The following is an 18,118-nucleotide window of genomic DNA, read 5'->3' as shown; positions in this document are numbered from 1 at the left end:
CTGTACGACGGCTGGCGCCGGCTGGCGGCGACCCTGCGCGGGCGACGCTTCGAGCCTGGTCACCGGGCGGCGGTCGGCAACCCCGAGTCGCAGCTTCGGTCGCAAATCCAACCGCATATGCAGTCTCAATCGCATTTGCCGTTGCACACGCAATCGCAGTCGCACTCTCACTTGCCGTCGCAATCTCAGCCCCCCCCCGAGGACGCGCGTCGCTGATGGCCGACCCTCTGCTCCTCGTCCTCGCGATCCTGGCGCTGGCGGCCGCCCTCCTCCCGGCTGTCCTCGCCGCGATGAACCTGACGCTGCTGCGCACGCCCGAGCCCGAGCCCGAGCCCGGCGAGGCGGGCCTCGTCTCGATCCTGATTCCGGCGCGCAACGAGGCCGGCCACATCGCCGAGACCGTGCGCGCGGCGCTCGCCAGCGTCGGCGTCGCGATCGAGGTGTTGGTCGGCGACGACCATTCGACCGACGCCACCGCCGCGATCGTCGCCGGCCTCGCATTGGCCGAGCCGCGCCTGCGCCTCGTGCCGGTGCCGCCCCTGCCCGAGGGCTGGACCGGCAAGAACCACGCCTGCGCGCACCTGGCCGGCGAGGCGCGCGGCGCGCACCTGCTGTTCGTCGACGCCGACGTGCGGCTGAAGCCGATCGCGGCGGCCGGGCTCGTCGCCCACGCCCGCCGCAGCGGATCGGGGCTCGTCAGCGCCGTGCCGCGGCAGGTGATGGGGACGCTGGGCGAGAAACTCACCGTGCCGATGATCAACTTCCTGCTCGTCGGCTACCTTCCGGTGGCGATGATGCGCGCCTCGATGCGTCCGGCTTTGGGCGCGGCCTGCGGGCAGATGCTGCTGATCGGGCGCGACGCCTACGCGGCCATCGGCGGCCACGGCGCCATCCGCCGCTTCCTGCACGACGGGGTGAAGCTGCCCCGCCTGCTGCGCGCCGCCGGCCACCGCACCGACCTCGTCGCGGGCCATGCGCTGGCCGACTGCCGGATGTACACCGGCTTTCCGCAGTGCTGGGCCGGCTTCTCGAAGAACGCCCACGAGGGCATGGCGACGCCGGTGGCGCTGCCGGTCTGGACCGCGCTGCTGGGCCTCGGCCACGTGATGCCGGCCCTGCTCGTGCTCGCCGGGTTGCTGGTGGGCCTCTCCGGCGCGACCTGGTTCCTGGCGCTCGCCGCGCTCGCCGTCTCGCTCGCGACCCGTGCCGCCATCACCCTGGTGACGGACGAGCCGGCCGCCACCATCCCGCTCCACCCGGCGGCGGTGGTCGTCGCGCTGGCGATCCAGTGGAACGTGCTGCTGCGCCGCAAGCGCGCCGGCGCGGCCGTCTGGAAGGGCCGCAGCTATCCGACCGGCGGAGCCTGAGTCTCGGCCGGAATCCAGGCCGTCGTGTCCGGGTCGGCGTCCGCGAGGGGCAGATGCAGGATGATCGGCGTCTCGTAAGGGTGGCGCGCCTTCAGCGACGCCGCCAAGGTCTCCGAGAGGCCGGTGCGCGTCTTCACGATCGCGACGACCTCGTCGGCGTGCGCGACCGCGCCCTTCCAGGCGTAGACCGAGCGCATCCCGGGCCGCACGTTGACGCAAGCCGCGAGCCCGTCGCGCACCAGCGTCTCGCCGACCGCGAGCGCCGTCTCGGCATCGGGGAGGTGGTATAGACGAGGAGCGGACGCTCCATGCTATGGCTCTCCCGACGGCGAAGGCGGCACGCGCTCGATCGAGCCCGGCGCCGGCCCCGCGTCAACTGAGGTGGTCCCGGGTCCCGCATGCCGCGCTTCCACAAGGTCGCCTTCGTCGCGAGCCCGACGCCCGACGCCCGCGAGGCGGCCGCCGCCCTGATGCGGCGCTACGACCACGTCGCGCCGGAAGAAGCGGACGTGGTGGTGGCGCTCGGCGGCGACGGCCTGATGCTGCAGGTGCTCCACCGCTTCATGGACGCGAAGAAGCCGATCTACGGCATGAATCGCGGCACCGTCGGCTTCCTGATGAACGAGTTCCGCGAGGACACGCTGCTGGAGCGCCTGGAGGCGGCCCATCGCAGCGTCGTCCACCCGCTGCTGATGGAGGCGCACGACACCGAGGGGCGCAGCCACCGCGCCCGCTCGATCAACGAGGTCTACCTGCTGCGGCAGACCCACCAGACCGCCAAGCTCAAGATCTCCGTCGACGGGCAGGTGCGGCTGCCCGAGCTGATCGCCGACGGGGTGCTGGCCGCGACGGCGGCGGGCTCCACCGCCTACAACCTGTCGGTGGGCGGCCCGATCCTGCCGCTGAGCGCCAAGCTCCTGGCGTTGACCCCGATCTCGGCGTTCCGGCCCCGGCGCTGGCGCGGCGCCCTGCTGCCGGACCACGCCCACATCCGCATCGAGGTGCTCGACGCCGAGCACCGGCCCGTCGCGGCGGTGGCCGACCACACCGAGTTCCGCCGGGTGTCGATGGTGGACACCTGGCTCGACCGCGAGACCCATCTCGTGCTCCTGCACGACCCCGGCCACAGCCTCGACGAGCGCATCCTGCGCGAGCAGTTCGGCTGATCCTGCTCACTCTCTTTGCGGTGCGCCATTGTCTTTCGCCGAACCGGCAACCGCTGCGACGGGAAATGCTCTCGGTTCAAAACACAATCAGCTTGGCCGTGTCGTTGTCTGCCGGCGACCCATTGCAGAAACTGGGAGCGTCCGCTTGCGGGGCATTTGGTGAAGCAGAAACCTATGGCCAGCATGGGTGGATTACCGCTAGTCCGCTCCAGGGTGAGAAATGCCGGAAGCGGACGCCGTTTCCGCGCTCACCCGCAATACCGAACGCTCAGGATAGCCGGGGCCCAAACATCGCGGCTTCGCTGTGAGGCGTCTCCGCGCCAAAGAACCGGGCGAGGTTCCGGCACTGAGCATCCCTCTATGGGCCGAGCCAGTTGGCTCGGCGCAGTGCTTAACGCGGGAAGGTGACGCCGGAAACGCGCTCGCACGCGATCAAGAGTGCGTCCTGGGTCGCTTCGATCGCAGTCACCGGATCGGGCTCTCATGTAGCTCGATGATAACAGTACCGGCCTGTCGAGCGCGCGAGAGCGTCGTCGCCCGTGGCGAGACATGCCTGCGTGAGGTGTCCTTGGGCAAGGTCGTCGGAAGCGCCTTCGCCACCCAACCTGGCTCCAGCGCGTTCGACAGCACGTCCGGCCAGAGGCGGGCGACAGCGAAGGCCAACAACACGTCTTGGAGCTTGCTCTCGGCATAGGCCGCCACCTCCTGCCAGCGACGCTTGCTCCTGAGCAGGTCGTCGAGGTCGGCCCCGGCGCCGTGATGAAGGCCGGAATTCAGGTAGACCAGTCGCCCAGGACGCTTGATCAGAACGGTCAGGAGGTAGGGCGCAATCGTGTTGACCGCAAACACGTGTGGCAGCCCGTCCTCGGTCTCGATCCATCGGGGTTCGCGGCAGCCGACACCGGCGTTGCGTATCACGGCATCGAAGCGGCCCAGGCGATTGACCTGCTCGGCCACTTCCCGGATCCCGCGCATCGACGACAGGTCGTCCGTCACGACTCCGACGGTACCCAGTGCCTCCCTCAAGGCTGTGTCCGACCGGCGCGCGTCAACGCCGCAGTGCTGCAACTGTTGTCGGAACTTTGATGCCCGAGCCTCCAACGGTTGTGGGGTGTGACCCAAAGTCTACACACTACTACGCTCCGACCCTATTTCGACATTGTGAACAGCAATCGTAACTTTCTGAAGCTGCCGATCGTAGCGGCTCTTGACAAATAAGAGCACGATTAACCGTCTGTTAGCAGAGCGGAACGTTCCGCAGAGAATGGATTAAAACGGAGTTTCGAGGATGCATCTCGATGATCGGCGCATCGATGCGTGGGAGGCCTCTCCGGGACCCATCGTTTTGGCCGTAATGGCGCTTGTTGTGCTGGCTGTGCTTCCCTTTGCGGTCTTGTTCTTTCTGAAGGATCTGTTCCTGCCGGCGGAGGAAGCGATCGCCGAGACAAGATCTAAAATCGCCACGGCTCGTCCAAAGCAGCGCTGATCTCGACCAATTGCTGTGTTCGGCGGACGAAGGCCGTCACGCAGTTGCGCGGGCATCTGACGATGCGTGAGTTTCATCGCCGGCAGAGATAAGAGACATAACCCCGATCGTCCAAGGCGTGTCGTCCGCGTTTAATGGAACAGACCTTCGTCGAGCCGGTGTTCCGTACACCGACGAACATCCTCTGACCCGCGACGATCCCGCCGCCGAGCGTTCAAGGGTTACCGCCCGTCACGCTGCGAAACAGTTTCGGGGATAGGGCGGACCCGTCGATCACCTCGATGCCGCCTGTACAGTTCAATGTATGCAGCCTGCGCCCGGGCCAAGCAGCGCAGGGACCGAGGCGCGCCCGGACCACCTGTTCGAACCGCATGTCCGTTAGGGTGGTGACTTCGCAGAGCGCCATTCCGCCGCCGTAGAGGCGCGTGCAGTCCTGAACTGGGCGCCACAATCGTCCGTTCCGGACGATCATGCCGCCGGCAGGCCGTGCGGACCCAGCGTCGATTAATACAGGGTTTGCCGGGTGCGGCCGCCAGGGGCCGAATAGATCGTCGGCCATGAACAGGCCAAGGGTGTCCGAGTGGGACCCCTCGCCTCCGTAGAGCGTGACGAACATCCACCACTGCCCCTCATGCCGGACAAGGGTCGCGTCACTCGCCGCGATGTTAGTCAACAGGTCGCGGTCGTGCACCCAGCGCGACGGATAGGGATCGGCCCGGTAAAGCGAGACGGTGCGGTTCTCGGAAGTCTCCGGGATCATCCAGACCTGCCCGCCATGGGCCAGGATGAACGGGTAGGAGAGGTGGAAGCGCTCCTCAAGCACTGGGGTGACGGGGCCCACCGGACCGTCCGGGCCGAACGCGACGACGGAGATCGCTCCCCGCCCTGTGCGATGATCGAGATCCTCAACGAACAGGTGAGTGGTGTCCTGCCAGCGGAACGGGAACGGGTCGGCGAAAAAGCGGTGGCCGGGATCTGCCAACACCCGCCACGGCGCGCCGCCCAGGGATCCCGTATCCCAGACGGTTGATCCGCGGGTAAAGCGCCAGCCCGTTCGCCAGTGCGGTGCGTGGAAACAAAGATGATAGAGGCGCCGCGCGATCCCATGCGACAGGCGGCGCAAGGCGTAGGCGCTGAGTGAACGACGCAGGGCGGGCGGGCGCGAGATTGACGCAGGCGGTGTCGTCGACGTCGCTGCCATTGCGACTGCCGCGACAAGACCGATCATCACCGCCTCGTAGGCTTCGCAAAGGTTAGCTGCGGCCTCCAGCGACGGCCGGGCGCGGGCGATGACGAAACCATCGCCGTTGGCGATTTCCACCGCGGGCGCTACGCCGCCGAGCAAGGCCTGGAGCAGGGCGGCCTCGCCGGGCTGGCCGTCGAACAGGACGTGCCAAATCGGACCGGTACCCGCGACCTCGGCCGCGCCTGGAAGTACGAGCTGGACGACATCTCCATCCGCCCTCACGAGATCGGTCAACGCAAGGATCGCGGGATCGACGCGGTCGCTCGGCCGCGGCATGGCGCGGGGTCGCAGCGCGCGTTCGAGAGCAAACAGGCTGTCCATCCCGGCGGGCGACGGCTCGTCCCGCTCCGCCCAGACTACGCGCGGCGTCGTGCCAATCTCGCACAAACGGTCCGCAAGGCGGCGATGCCAGTGCCGGACGTGCCCCCGCGGCAGGCACAGTGCGATCGTCGCCACTTTGCCGCGGCATTCAGCGCCGCCCGGGGCGACGATAGACAGGGGCCCGGCGCTCATGCCCGTTTCGGCGCCTCGTCGGACTGGTGCCCGCCGATTTCTGCGCGCAGCAGGCTGCAGTAGGCGTCGGCCATGGCGTCGACTGGGAAGCGACCGTCAAGCTGGCGGCCGCTGGATACAAGCCGATTGGCTACGTCCGGTTCTTCAGTGAGGCGGCGCACCGCCGCCGCGAAGGCTGCAGTGTCGCCGACATCGCAGAACAAAGCGCAGGGTCCATCGTCCGTGGCGAGGACCTCGCGTAGGACGGGCAGGTCGTTGGCCACAACCGGCACGCCGGCCTGGGCCGCCTCCACGGCCGCTAGGCCGAAGGATTCTGCTTTTGACGGGAAAACGAAGGCGTCGAGCGTGCGTAGGAAGTCGCCGACCAGCTCCGGTTGCAATTCACCAACGAAATGGAGCCGTGCACCGCAGCCGAGCTGCTCGGCCAGGGCCTCCAGTTCCGCGCGCGCCGCGCCTTGGCCGGCAAGCGCGAGGTGCCAGTTAGTGTCGTACGGCAGCAGGCGTAACGCCGCGTCTAGGTTTTTCAGTGGGTGTAGGCGGGCGACGCAGCCTAGGATGTAACCCTCGGGCAAGCCGAACCGCGCCCGCGCCGCGGCCTGTGTCACGGCACTACCCCGACCGACGAAGCCGTGGTCGATATGCGCGATGCGGGCGCGGTAGCGCGATGGGTAGCCGGCAAGGTCGCGGGCCGAATCGTGCGAGTTAACTACGATCCGACTATAGAGCCCGAGGCCGCCGAGCCATTGGTCTATGCGGCGTGCAGCGAGCGGAGTGGTGTCGCGGGCGGAGTTCTGGTTGGCGATAACTACGGGGATACCGGCCAGCCTCGCCGCAGCGGCCCCTATGATGTTGCCATAATGCTGAAAGCACAACACCGCGTCAGGTTTAGCGCGGCGGATCGCACCGACGAGACCGAAGAAGAAACGTAGGAATGCGAACGGCGTGCCCGGCCTGTCCTGCGCGCTGAAGTTTACCCCCTCCTCGCCATCGAAGGCGGCGGTCTTGCGGTAGAAGAATAGCTGCGGCGTCTTGTAACCCCGGGCTGTGAGACCCGCAGCCAGCATCCTCGCGATGGCCTGCGCCCCCGCATTCTCCGCCTGGGGCTGGAGGAACAGGACAGTTGGCCCCTCTCGCGGAGCCGCCGGGGAAAGTGGATCCGACCGAGTCTGAGTTGCGTAAGAAGTCATGGCGTCCGTCCCTGTCCGCTAATCAGGATGAACACGGACGGATCGATGGCGACATGGCGTCGGCAGGCCCGCGTGAGGACAATAGCGCAGACCACGGAACATAGGGCGCTTGCGATCGTCGCCGCTTCAAGACCGTAGGCCATGGCTCCGATCGCCACGGAGACGCAGCGCAGGAGAGCGCATGCGCCGGCGATGCGGGCGTGGACACCTTCGTGCCCCGTCAGCCGCAAGAGCGCAGGAACCGGCCCGGCGACGGCGATGGCCGCGACGCCAACAGTCAGCGTTACGAGGGGCAGGTAGGCTGCCTCAAAGGTCGGACCGAATAGTGTCAGGAGCGTCCGCCCGCCGCCACCAACGAGGAGGATGCCACCGGCGACCGTCAGAACCGTGACGCCGGCCACGAGCCGAAGTGCGCCGCGCATCTCCGAACCCCGCGGACGGGCTGCGTGTTGGGCGATTTCCCGGCTCGCGTAGACGTGCAGTCCCGCAGCGATGATGGAGAAAAGGGCCGCGATCCGAGCCGCTGCGTAATAGAGCCCGGCTTCGATCGGGCTGAGTAGTAGCCCGATCACGCAGATCTCGACGTATTGGTTAGCGGCGTCAAGCACGCCGCCGAGCCAGAGCCGCGTGGATCGCGCAGCCCAGTCCCGCGTGTCGCCTTCGTACGCTACACCGGTGTCATCGAGAATCGATGTCGGCATGCCGCGCACTGCTCTCGCGATGCTGATTACCTGCACCGCAAGAGCGACGGTCAACCCGAAGCAGGCGTAAGCGAAGAACGTTTCGGCGTGGAACGACAATCCGGCCAGCAACGCGACAGCGGCGCCCGCCGTTGGGAACAGGCGCCATGTCACCTCGAAATGCCCGTCCCCCTGCAAAATTCCCGCGACCACCCGAGCTACGTGGGTGCCGTAGACCAGCAGGGGGAGCAGCGCCGCGAAGAGGCCCACCAGCATGCAAAACGTCCATGCTGCGCCAGTCAGATGAGCGATGAAGGTGGTGGCCGCACCGCCGAAGATCCCGGCGAGCAGGATGGTCTTGGACGAGCGCTGCAGTACCGCGCGAGCCGCCCGCACGCCGCCGGCCGACAGCGCCCGCTGCCATTCAACCATGATCACGGCTTCTTGACCGAGCAGGACGGCGGCGGAGGCGAACGACAGGATGCTAAACCAGTACGCGAAGACCCCGAACTCGTGCAGGCCCATTGCGCGGCCGGCCAATGTCAGCATGGCAAATGCGAGCGCCGAACCGCCGACCTTGAGCCCGAGAGCGAGTGCCACGTCGCGCAGGCCTGGGCGACGGAAGATATTATTGATGTGATCGATAGCGACGACACCGACCCTCATCGCGTACGACGCTGGGAAGTGGACAGAGCGAGCGCGTGCATGATCATCACCCGTCCCTGTGCATGAGGCAGCGCATCGGCCGGGGGCTGTATCCGGCATCTCGCTGATTGAAGGTCTAGAGCGTGTTGTCCGATATCACGCAGATGTCCACCCCAGGCAGGCCGATCCAGCGGCCTACGTACTCGTTGTTGGCAGAATTAGTTTACCTAAAATGTTAAAGATTATTCTAAGCGGTACGTTGGCGGGTGCGATAATGAGCCGTTTAAAATTCTCTCAGCGTATTGGCGATTGCTCGTTAGAGCCGTTCCCTGCTGGATTGAGTCGGGGGTGGCGGTGAGGGGCGCGGTCTGATTCGATGGTGCGCTTTCGAAGGGGAGCGCCATGCCGTCATCTCTGTCGGTCGATCTGCGTGAGCGAGTCATCGAAGCGGTTGAAGCGGGATCGTCGCGCCGGCAAGCGGCCGAGCGCTTCGGTGTCGGGAAGGCCAGCGCGATCCGGTGGCACGCGCGCTTCCGGGACGCGGGCGAGATCGTCCCCAAGCCCGCGGGCGGCGACCGGTCCCCGCCCGCCATCGAGGCTCATGCCGAGACGATCCTGGAGATCTGCCGCGAACATCCGCAGATCTTCCTGCGGGAACTACGCGACAGGCTGGCCGAGCAGGGTGTCCGAACCAGCACGAGCGGGCTGTGGCGGTTCTTCGGTCGCCACGGCATCACCCGTAAAAAGGGGCTCTTCACGCAGACGAGCAGCAGCGCGAGGACGTGAGGGCGGCCCGGGACGCTTGGCTCGACGGCCAACTCGATCTCGATCCGGACAGTCTCGTCTTCATCGACGAGACGGCGGCCGCGACGAACATGGTGCGGCCCTATGGCCGATCCCCACGGGGCGAGCGCTGCCGCATCTCCGCTCCGCACGGGCACTACAAGACCACCACCGTCACCGCCGCCCTGCGCACGAGCGGCCTCGTCGCCACCACCTTGTTCGACGGAGCGACGAGCGGCGAGCGCTTCCTGACTTACGTCTCCGACACGCTGGTCCCCGTGCTGAAGCGTGGCGATACGGTCATCCTCGACAACCTGAGCGTCCACAAGGTGGCCGGAGTGAGGGAGACCATCGAAGCGGCGGGTGCCCGCCTCCTTTATCTCCCAGCCTACAGCCCGGACTTCAACCCGATCGAGCAAGCCTTCGCCAAACTGAAGGCCATTCTGCGAACGGCGGCCGCGCGCACCGTCCCAGACCTCTGGACCGCCATCCGAGAAGCCTTCAAGGCCTTCCGCCCGCACGAATGCCGAAACTACGTCGCCGCCGCTGGATACGATGCCTTCGACCCAATATGACCGGCAACGGCTCTAGGCGGCTTTGCGTTCTTTGACACACCGGGCGAACGCCGCGGACGGAACACGCATTGGATGACCGAACGCCACGATCCCCTGCCGGTCATCCTGCAGGTATTAGTCGGCTTCTAAAAGCAGCTCCGACAAAAACTAAATTAATCGCTTGAATTATTATGGAGTTATGTAAATACAGAGGGACAATCGGCACCAACTGTGACCCTGCAATGAAGACAATTCAAATTTTATATTGAATTATTGAGCTACTATTTCGAGGGGTAAGCCTTCCGTGCGTATTTATGACAGTGCCATCAGGTCGCAAGAACTCATTCGCCCCGTTTGATAACTCCCCGCGGCACGAGTTTGCGAAGCACCGGCTCGTTCCAACGCTCGCGTACGGTATCGTAGAGAGCGAAGTCGTGGTCGAACTGCCAATAGGCAAACGGCCATCCAAGTCGGTATGCCGTCGCGGCGATGGAGCCGACGTAGCGAGCCCGGTCCGAGGCCGGTGCCGCGTCATACACCCCGAATTCGCCAAGATAAATCGGACGGCGCACTGCCCGCGCCCAGGCGCCGACCTGCTCTAGATCGGCAGACATTCTAAGCCTGTCCGCCATGCTGCCCCACCCGACCGGACTCTTCGACCGAAACTCCGGTGACCAGGGTGCGCCCTGATGGGTGAACTGCATCGGTGCATAGTAATGCACCGTTACGATCAAATTTCGGTCGGTGTCCGGCAAAGTCGGGAGTCTGTCAGCAAGCGGCGCTTCCGTATTTAGTGCCGCGACGATGACTGTACGGTGCGGGCTGGCCTTGCGAATGATCGCGAGAGTATCTGCGACGATGCTGTTCCAAGTCGCCTGGTTGATGTTACCCCCAGGCTCGTTCAAGATTTCGTACACCGCCTCCGGATAGCGGCTACCGTAGCGGGCGACGACCTGATTCCAGAACGCCTTTAGTTTCGTAGTACAAGAGTGGGCATCTGCCTGACAGATCTCGAAGTCGTGCTCGTCAATAACCGGGATAAGACCGGCAGCGATGGTCTGTTCGAGTACCCAATCGAGCCGACGAAGCAGCGCGGGATCTAGCTGATTGGCTGCATCCAAGTATTTAAAGGCATAGAGATTGATACGGACATGGCGGAACCCAGCCTGTGCAATCATACGAAAATAGCGCCGGCGGAAAGGGGCGTCGGTGCCACCCTCCCAAACCCCGTCGTATCCGAGAATGTTGACCCCGGGCCCCATGCGCATGGCAATCGCGTCGGCGGGATCGGCTGCATCAGCTGGGGCAGAGCCCCACGTTACGACGAGTACCGGAAAAAGCACTGCGATCATGAGCAAATATAACAAGCTCGTAGCCCTGAACTTCCGCACCAAATCACTCATTATCTTACTCATCACACTTCAAAGCCCTTCAATCCAACTGACATGCCTTTGCTAACCGGATGCTCGCGCCGAAATTTGCCTCTATGTAACGGAAACAACCTGTCTACACTCGCAAATAATGTGCTTTTAAAATACAATATCATCATGAATGCCGTAACGACGTTTGTAGATCGTAGAAAGAAAGTTTCCGTAAAATCAAACAAAAACATCATAACTATGTAACTAATGATTAGCCGAGCATCGGTTTCTGAAAGCGTGCGAGATCGTGGTACGAAGACCATCCTTAAGCCAAAAAACGCGAACCAAGTGCCAAATAACAGGGCTCCGACCAGGCCTGTCTCCATTAAGATCGTCAGATAGCCGCTGTGAAAATTATCAAGTAGCCAGCCATGCTCCCGCTCAAACGCGTAGCTAATCCAGCTATCGGACCAAAATCCGTTGATTCCAAATCCAAAAAACGGCGCTTCGTCAAAGCGATGCAAGCCGTGATGCCAGATGAAGGTCCGTTCTGTAAGATCGATACGCTCTCCACCGAAAACATAATAGGGTTTGTCGGTGATGTAGAGGTGCCAAAGCAACCCATAGGCAAGCGTGATCATCACAACGGGACTGAGCGCCAACAGCGCAGTCAGACGCCTGGATCGGCTGGTTAGATAAAGTATCGCGATTGCCGCGAGGGCCGTTGCAGCACCGCCGCGGGATCCGGAGCCGATGGAGCAGGCCGCAGCCATGCCGAACGTGGTCAGGAATGGCACCCACCGGCCGCCAGCAAGTAGGCGATAGCCCGAAAAGAAGATTAGGAAAGTAGCGATCGTCCCCAGGGATTGCTTCGACTCGAATAGGCCGGACCACTGCCCGTTATGCATCCAGACCTGGACGATACCAATCTTCGGAAAGGCAAAGACGAGGATGAGTGAAGCGATGGATTGTAGTACAAGACCAAGGGTGACGCATCCGACGGCATCTCGGATGGACAAGCAGAGCGCCATTCGGTAGGCGCTATACGTTGTGATGACGAGAGCAAGACTTTTCAGGATGCTGGCTAATAGAAGCTCGGACCACAATACTGAGCCAGCAGCGAGACTGATGAAGGCGCACGCCAACGCAAGATCAATCACGGGCGCCGGTCGAAGCGCTATCCGAACTTTAAAGCTCGCGAGTATCGCGACACTCCAAGCGATCAAAGAGAGGTATTGCTGTACGATGGCGAACGCCTTCGGGACGAGCAGATCTGAATAATTGCCGACACCCACCGTCGCAGCGACGGTAAGCGAGACTTTTATGACGCCAATAGCAAGGCGATGCGTCGCGTCCTGCCTTCTGCTCGCTCCATTCGAAGCCGCCATCGCCCATACGGATGATTGATTCATGAATTAACCATCCGCGGCTATGCGAAACAGGACTAGGCCACAGCGATCCTGAGAGTGGAACGTCGTATCATAACGACGAGCTCCAGGTGGTAGTCGGCACAAGGTAACAAACGCTTCTATTGCCGAAATTGTGCGCTCGCTTCGATGGGCATGCTGACACTCCGCGGGGCGATTAGGCAATATCTTAACCAACAGCGATCGATCCCGAGATGTAGGTCGCGGTGCCGAGATGACGCCGGGTAGCTATCTTCGCCGCGTGACGCGGCAGCAATGCGTAACTGGCTACGACAGTCTGCGACACTGTTGCCAGTTTTAAACGTGTTGTTCGGCATCGCGCGAATGTCCGCTCCAGGCAAGCTGCTCCAGCCTCCTACGTACTCTTTAAGTAGTAGGATTGGTTTACCTAAAACGTTGAGGATCAGTCTATACGGCACGTTGACGGGTTCGATAGAACGCCATATTAAAGTTTCTTCGCCTACAGCTGGTTGGTTGAGAGGCCGCTTTGCTTTCGTCCAAACATAGGACGAATGCTGCGGACGGAACCGAGATCGGATGACCGAACGCCACTATCCCCTGCCGGGTATTCCACAGGTGATGCCGTCTTACCGCGATGTCCAAGCCGATCGGCCAGACGTGCTGTTTTCCGTCGAGGCGGCGCGGCACTTCCTGGCGCGCCGTGGACGGCTGGTCCTTGCTGTTGCGTGTTTTTGCACCGCGCTTGCCGGGCTTGCGATCTTGGTTGTGCCCAAGACTTATACCGGCGTCGCGGTCCTAATCGTCGACCCGCGTACCCAGAAGGTGGCCGCGGCGGAATCTGTGCTCAGCGGCATCGGCAGTGATGTGGCGGCCGTGGAAAGTCAGGTTGAGGTCCTTGAATCCTCGACTCTGGCCAAAAGGGTTGTTGCCACCCTTGGCCTCGACCGTTCCGGTGAGCTGATCGAGCGGTCAATGGTTAGTATGGCGATGTCGTCGGTGCGTGAGCGGCTCGGCATCGCGACGGCACCAATCAGCGTGGAAGACCGAGCACAGCGCATTCTAGCAGGCTTCGGCGAGCGCCTGCATGTGCGCCGCCGTGGCCTTACCTACGTTCTCGAAATCACTTATGATTCGGGTTCGGCCCATACCGCGGCTGAGGTCGCCAACGCCCTCGCGACGGCCTATCTCGCAGATCAGCAAGCTGTGAAGCTCGATGCCGCCAAAGGCGCGGCGGGGATGCTGGATGCGCGGCTCGATGACCTGCGGAAGCGGGCAAGGGATGCCGAACGCGCCGTCTCGACATTCAAGAATCAGAATGACATCGTCGATATCGGCGCTGGCCTAACTCTTTTGGATCGCGAGGTCGCTGAGCAGAGCCAGCAACTGGCACAGGTGCGCGCCCGCAGCACAGAGGCCTCGGCCCGCCTTGATCAGGCTAAGCGGGCGATGGCCAGCGCCGATGGCGGCGGAACACTTGCGGAATCGCTTCAGTCGACGGTCGTGACCAATCTACGCAATCAGTATGCACAGATCGGGGCACAACTCGCCGAGCTTCGGAACAATCTTGGGCCGCGCCACCCCGCAGTCAGCACGGCGGAGGCGCAATCGCGCAACGTCGCAACGCAGATTCAAGCCGAGATCGCTCGCCTCACCAAGGGTTTGCGCAATGAATTCGAATCGGCGAACAGCCGCGAACGTACCCTGACCTCCCAACTCGACCGCTTGAAGCGGCAGGCAGGGCAGATCGGGCAAGCCCGCGTCCGCCTGGCGGAACTGGAGCGCGAGGCGCAGGCGAGCAAGGTGATACTAGAGCAATACCTGGTCCGGCAGAAGGAGACCAGCGAACAGCAGGGCCTGCAAAGCGCCGATGCACGGATCCTCACGCCAGCCGCCGCACCGTTGAAGGCGAGTTCCCCGAAGACGATGCTCCTGCTCGGTCTCGGCTTGATCGGCGGCCTCGGTCTAGGGCTTGGCACTGCGGCGGCCACCGATGCAATGGCGCCGGGCTTGCGGGCCTCCGGTGACGTGCAACGTGGACTCGGTGTGCCACTCATCGGTGTTCTGCCCCGCGTTCCCTCAGCGCAACTCGGTCTCGGTGGCGTTCGCTTGATCAGCGACGGCCGCCAGGACACGCGATTCAGCGATGCGATCCGTATGCTTGCGCTGCCGTTCTCTGCCGGTGTCCAGACGCAAGCCGGTAGTACGTTGCTGGTGACTTCGGCGGTGGCCGGCGAGGGGAAGTCGACCGTGGCGGAGCACCTCGCGGAAGCCTTCGCGCGCCAAGGACGCAACGTGCTCCTCGTCGACATCGATACGCGCAACCCGCGACTGACGCGCGCTCGGCAGGCGATGAACAGCCCGGGGCTCCTTGATGCTCTCGGCCGCTCGTTCGATCCTGGCCGCTTCATTCATCAGGGCACGCTTAACTCGGTGAGCTTCCTGCCAGTCGGCATGGCCCGAAACGATCTCGAGGCCACTGAACTGTTCTTCGGTCCGGCTCTCGGCCGGGCGATCGCTGACCTCCGCCGTCGCTTCGATCTGATTGTCCTTGACGGACCGTCTCTATTACAGGGTGTCGAGGGGAAACTGCTGCTCTCCCATGCCGACCAGTCCGCGCTGGTCGTCGCATGGGGTCAGACGAGCCGCGGCAACGTCCGCACCGCCGTCGATCTTATGAGCGATGCCCCCGGCAATATCGGTGGCATCGTCTTCAACAAGGTCGATACTAAGGCTTTCCACCGTTATGCTTGATCACAAGGCAGAACCCGCGGCGGCGGTGTCGCTTGCCTGCGAGAGCACGGAGCGAGCGCGGCCGGACACGCCATCGGGCAGTGTGGTCAATCTCGGCAAGGCGTTTATTGACCCATTAGTGGACCCACTGATTGCCGCGGTGCCGCAGGTGATCCTCGGGGGGTTGCCAATCGCAATCACCGACTGCGCGACGGCTGCGGACATGCTGGTCAATCTCGCCTTAAGCCGGCGCGGTGCGTTCAAGCCGCCGGCGATTGTCACGTCGGCCAACGGGCAGGTGTTGTCCCTCTGCGCCCGCGACCGGGAGGTTAGGCGCATGTTCGACGCCTGCGACTTGTGTCACGCAGACGGAATGCCATTGGTCTTCGCGTCGTATCTCCAGCGTCGGACGCCGCGGCTACCTGAGCGAGTGGCGACAACCGATCTATTTCATTCCGTGGCGCAGGTGGCGGTGCGGCGCCGCATCAGCTTTTACCTACTTGGCTCAACCGATGCAGGAATGGACTTGGCCTCGGCCAATGTCCGGCGCATTTATCCCGATCTTGAACTAGTTGGCGCCCATCATGGATACCTCGACGAAGCTGGAGCGGAGGAGCAGGTCCGTCGGATAGCGCAGGCGCAGCCCGACATATTGTGGATCGGGATGGGCGTCCCCCGCGAGCAGCGTTTCGCCCTCCGGTGGCGAGAAGCCTTGGCCGGCGTCGGAGTGATCAAGACGTCGGGCGGCCTGTTCGACTTTCTATCGGGCGCGCAACGGCGGGCGCCCAACTGGATGCAACAGGCCGGCCTGGAATGGGTTTTCCGAGCTTGGCAAGAGCCGGACCGCTTGATGCTGCGCTACCTGACAACCAGCCCACATGCGCTGTATCTTTTGCTGCGCCGGGGGGATTGAAAGCGGCGATAAGGCGCAATTTCTTTAGACCGCGGCAGGGCCGTGAGCATGTCTGATCGCGTTCTGTGACACCATCCGAGCGAGTGGCGGCGTATAGGGTCGACAAACCATGAGCGTTCTTCAAGACCTGGATTGGATCATCCAGCGCGTCTCGTCCGGCAACCTCTTGGCGGCTGCGCTGCTGCTCGGGACTGCGCTTGTCTCGTCATTAGTCGCCTATTTGCGCATCGCCGATCGGTACTCACTGTCGGAGTTCTTCGAGTTCGCGATCCCACGCGAGGTGCTGATGCACCCCTCGGCACGGGCGGACCTGATGTTCTGGATCACCAAAAAAGCGTTAATGCCGTTCCTGCTCATTCCGGCGGGCATCACCTTCGTGGCGGCGGTGGGCTACGGCACCAACTGCCTGCTCGGGGCGATCTTCGGCATAATAGCTCCAGTCTTTGGTACCCCGGGGCCTTTAACGGTAATTTTGTTTACCGGAACCATGCTGATTGCCTACGACCTATCGTACTACCTTTATCACACTGCCCAGCATCGCTTCCCGTTCATGTGGGAATTACACAAGGTCCATCACTCAGCGGAAGTGATGATTGGGATTACGAAGGACCGAGTGCATCCTCTCGATGAATTGATGAACCGCGCCTGGGACGGGGTAATTCCCGGCATCTGTTTCGGAATATGGTCGCTCATCGCTCTCGATCCCGTCGAGATCACTGTGTTCGGCATTAACGTATACATAATTCGCAATATTCTGATGATGGATTTCGTCCGCCATACGCATTTCAAGATCTCATTCGGGCCGATCAATAATGTTATATTGTGCCCGCACTGGCACCAACTCCACCATTCAACTGCCCAACAACACTACGATAAAAACTTTGGTCTTTTGTTTTCTTTCTGGGACCGAATCTTCGGCACTCTATATATTCCAAAGCCGGACGAGGAATTTAAGTTCGGTCTGATTGACCGAGATATCGCCGATTACCAGTCCCTCTCGGGACTTTATATTTTGCCATTGAAGAAGATCGGTCGGCTTTTGGCGCGACAAGCACGCAGATTAGGCAAATTGCGGTTTAAGGGCCCCAATGCGAGCGTATGACGTCACCAAAAATCTGCCCACTTAGAGCGTCTAACAAAACCATCTGCTTTGGTTGGATGTGACGAGGGCGCAGGCGAGGGTCGTGAAGGCGAGATGGATGTCCGCGCGGCGTTCGTAGCGGATGGCTAGCCGTCGGAATCGCGCCAGCCACGCCAGCGTACGTTCGACGACCCAGCGGTGGCGGCCCAGGCGTTGACTGCTTTCGATGCCCCGGCGCGCGATACGCGGCCTGATTCCGCGCGCCCGGCATTCCCGGCGGCAACGGCGGTGATCGTAAGCTTTGTCGGCGTGCAGCTTGCCGGGCCTGTGGCGTGGGCGTCCACGGTCATCCGAGCGCACCGGCGGGATCGCGTCGAGCGTCGCGACGAGTTGGGTGCTGTTGTGAGGGTTGGCCCCGGTCAGGACAACACCAAGCGGCGTGCCGCGGGCATCGACGACCAAGTGGCGCTTCGTGCCCGGCTTGCCCCGGTCGGTCGGGTTCGGGCCAGTCTCCGCTCCCGTTTTTTCGCCGGCAGGCTGGCGCTGTCGAGTGCCGCACGGCTCCAGTCCAGTTGTCCGGCGCTGTCCAGCCGCTCCAGCAAGGCGCGGTGCAGGCTGGCCCGCACGCCCGCCCTCTGCCAATCACGCAGCCGTCGCCAACACGACATCCCTGAGCTGCATCCCATCTCCTGCGGCAGGTACTCCCATGGCAAACCGGTGCGCAGCAAGAACAGGATGCCGGTCAGCGCCGCCCGGTCCGGGATCGGTGGCCGCCCGGCCTTCGGACGCACCCGCGCCGGAGGTAGAAGCGGCGCGATCACCGCCCAGAGATCGTCGGGAACGAGGAACTTCGCCATGCCCTACCAACGCGCCAACCGACGGTTTTCTTAGAGTCTTCTCTGATTGGGGTTCGTGAGGCAAGCTTCTCCTGATCGACGTTTTTGGGTTCCGGCTGTATCGCTCCCGCGGGTCACGCGCTTCTCTTCGCGGTCGGCGCGAGGCCGCCGCATGATGGGGT

General features: G+C 63.1%; 14 protein-coding genes and 1 pseudogene. 7 read left to right on the top strand and 8 right to left on the bottom strand.

Going from position 1 to position 18,118, the window contains the following annotated elements; translation table 11 throughout:
* Positions 1 to 215 precede the first annotated feature (215 nt).
* Positions 216 to 1,367 (top strand): glycosyltransferase family A protein, encoded by a 1,152-nt coding sequence (locus FV222_RS04555; RefSeq protein ID WP_147813188.1) that lies wholly within the window; start codon positions 216 to 218, stop codon positions 1,365 to 1,367.
* Here FV222_RS04555 and cutA read toward each other — a convergent pair.
* Positions 1,346 to 1,677: pseudogene (cutA, locus tag FV222_RS04550) on the bottom strand (divalent-cation tolerance protein CutA). The gene FV222_RS04555 and the pseudogene cutA overlap by 22 nt on opposite strands.
* An 88-nt stretch (positions 1,678 to 1,765) precedes the next feature.
* Here cutA and FV222_RS04545 point away from each other — a divergent pair.
* Positions 1,766 to 2,533, top strand: coding sequence for an NAD kinase (locus FV222_RS04545; RefSeq protein WP_147813186.1), 768 nt, complete (start codon positions 1,766 to 1,768; stop codon positions 2,531 to 2,533).
* Between the two features lie 465 nt (positions 2,534 to 2,998).
* Here the strand turns inward: FV222_RS04545 and FV222_RS04540 are convergent, their stop codons facing one another.
* Positions 2,999 to 3,529 carry a hypothetical protein gene (locus FV222_RS04540; protein ID WP_210248450.1) on the bottom strand — a complete coding sequence of 177 codons (531 nt, stop codon included), beginning with the start codon at positions 3,527 to 3,529 and terminating at the stop codon, positions 2,999 to 3,001.
* Between the two features lie 292 nt (positions 3,530 to 3,821).
* Here FV222_RS04540 and FV222_RS04535 point away from each other — a divergent pair, with 292 nt between their 5' ends.
* Positions 3,822 to 4,019 (top strand): hypothetical protein, encoded by a 198-nt coding sequence (locus FV222_RS04535; protein WP_147813184.1) that lies wholly within the window; start codon positions 3,822 to 3,824, stop codon positions 4,017 to 4,019.
* A 214-nt stretch (positions 4,020 to 4,233) separates the two neighbouring features.
* Here the strand turns inward: FV222_RS04535 and FV222_RS04530 are convergent, their stop codons facing one another.
* From FV222_RS04530 to FV222_RS04520, 3 genes are all read right to left on the bottom strand, one after another.
* Entirely contained in the window at positions 4,234 to 5,778 is a 1,545-nt protein-coding gene (locus tag FV222_RS04530; RefSeq protein ID WP_147813182.1) for a hypothetical protein, read from the bottom strand.
* On the bottom strand, positions 5,775 to 6,893 hold the full coding sequence (locus tag FV222_RS04525; protein ID WP_281406869.1) for a glycosyltransferase family 4 protein: 1,119 nt from the start codon (positions 6,891 to 6,893) through the stop codon (positions 5,775 to 5,777). The genes FV222_RS04530 and FV222_RS04525 overlap by 4 nt, the downstream gene beginning before the upstream one ends.
* A 68-nt stretch (positions 6,894 to 6,961) precedes the next feature.
* Complete coding sequence (locus FV222_RS04520) at positions 6,962 to 8,245, bottom strand: hypothetical protein (protein WP_187277215.1); 1,284 nt, start codon at positions 8,243 to 8,245, stop codon at positions 6,962 to 6,964.
* Between the two features lie 447 nt (positions 8,246 to 8,692).
* On the opposite strand from FV222_RS04520, the gene FV222_RS04515 reads away from it, so the two are divergent.
* Positions 8,693 to 9,648, top strand: a protein-coding gene (locus FV222_RS04515; RefSeq protein WP_147813176.1) for an IS630 family transposase whose coding sequence is annotated in 2 segments (ribosomal slippage) — positions 8,693 to 9,044 and positions 9,044 to 9,648 — 957 coding nt in all. Because the reading frame shifts where the segments join, the coding sequence is not laid out codon by codon here.
* Between the two features lie 320 nt (positions 9,649 to 9,968).
* On the opposite strand, the gene FV222_RS04510 is transcribed toward FV222_RS04515, so the two are convergent.
* The gene (locus tag FV222_RS04510; RefSeq protein ID WP_246685327.1) at positions 9,969 to 10,979 is read right to left on the bottom strand and encodes a cellulase family glycosylhydrolase; all 1,011 of its coding nucleotides are present in this window, start codon (positions 10,977 to 10,979) and stop codon (positions 9,969 to 9,971) included.
* 62 nt (positions 10,980 to 11,041) lie between these two features.
* Entirely contained in the window at positions 11,042 to 12,400 is a 1,359-nt protein-coding gene (locus tag FV222_RS04505; RefSeq protein ID WP_147813174.1) for an O-antigen ligase family protein, read from the bottom strand.
* Between the two features lie 552 nt (positions 12,401 to 12,952).
* Here FV222_RS04505 and FV222_RS04500 point away from each other — a divergent pair.
* From FV222_RS04500 to FV222_RS04490, 3 genes are all read left to right on the top strand, one after another.
* On the top strand, positions 12,953 to 15,127 hold the full coding sequence (locus FV222_RS04500; protein ID WP_147813172.1) for a polysaccharide biosynthesis tyrosine autokinase: 2,175 nt from the start codon (positions 12,953 to 12,955) through the stop codon (positions 15,125 to 15,127).
* Positions 15,120 to 16,019: a WecB/TagA/CpsF family glycosyltransferase gene (locus tag FV222_RS04495; RefSeq protein WP_147813170.1), complete on the top strand. Its 900-nt coding sequence runs from the start codon at positions 15,120 to 15,122 to the stop codon at positions 16,017 to 16,019. Before FV222_RS04500 ends, FV222_RS04495 begins: the two co-directional genes overlap by 8 nt.
* Positions 16,020 to 16,128: 109 nt before the next feature.
* Positions 16,129 to 17,121: a sterol desaturase family protein gene (locus FV222_RS04490; protein WP_147813168.1), complete on the top strand. Its 993-nt coding sequence runs from the start codon at positions 16,129 to 16,131 to the stop codon at positions 17,119 to 17,121.
* 30 nt (positions 17,122 to 17,151) lie between these two features.
* Here the strand turns inward: FV222_RS04490 and FV222_RS04485 are convergent.
* Positions 17,152 to 17,957, bottom strand: a protein-coding gene (locus FV222_RS04485) for an IS5 family transposase (RefSeq protein ID WP_147813166.1) whose coding sequence is annotated in 2 segments (ribosomal slippage) — positions 17,152 to 17,621 and positions 17,621 to 17,957 — 807 coding nt in all. Because the reading frame shifts where the segments join, the coding sequence is not laid out codon by codon here.
* Positions 17,958 to 18,118 lie beyond the last annotated feature (161 nt).

The organism is Methylobacterium sp. WL103 (assembly GCF_008039885.1).
Classification (GTDB): domain Bacteria; phylum Pseudomonadota; class Alphaproteobacteria; order Rhizobiales; family Beijerinckiaceae; genus Methylobacterium; species Methylobacterium cerastii.
The sequence above is the reverse complement of the archived record's forward strand: the minus strand, read 5'-3'. Positions and strand labels throughout refer to the sequence as shown.

Coding starts and splice junctions, on each gene's coding strand:
- FV222_RS04555 (WP_147813188.1), top strand. CDS start 216: ATGGCCGACCCTCTGCTCCTCGTCCTCGCGATCCTGGCGCTGGCGGCC.
- FV222_RS04545 (WP_147813186.1), top strand. CDS start 1,766: ATGCCGCGCTTCCACAAGGTCGCCTTCGTCGCGAGCCCGACGCCCGAC.
- FV222_RS04535 (WP_147813184.1), top strand. CDS start 3,822: ATGCATCTCGATGATCGGCGCATCGATGCGTGGGAGGCCTCTCCGGGA.
- FV222_RS04530 (WP_147813182.1), bottom strand. CDS start 5,778: ATGAGCGCCGGGCCCCTGTCTATCGTCGCCCCGGGCGGCGCTGAATGC.
- FV222_RS04510 (WP_246685327.1), bottom strand. CDS start 10,979: ATGATCGCAGTGCTTTTTCCGGTACTCGTCGTAACGTGGGGCTCTGCC.
- FV222_RS04505 (WP_147813174.1), bottom strand. CDS start 12,400: ATGAATCAATCATCCGTATGGGCGATGGCGGCTTCGAATGGAGCGAGC.
- FV222_RS04500 (WP_147813172.1), top strand. CDS start 12,953: ATGACCGAACGCCACTATCCCCTGCCGGGTATTCCACAGGTGATGCCG.
- FV222_RS04495 (WP_147813170.1), top strand. CDS start 15,120: ATGCTTGATCACAAGGCAGAACCCGCGGCGGCGGTGTCGCTTGCCTGC.
- FV222_RS04490 (WP_147813168.1), top strand. CDS start 16,129: ATGAGCGTTCTTCAAGACCTGGATTGGATCATCCAGCGCGTCTCGTCC.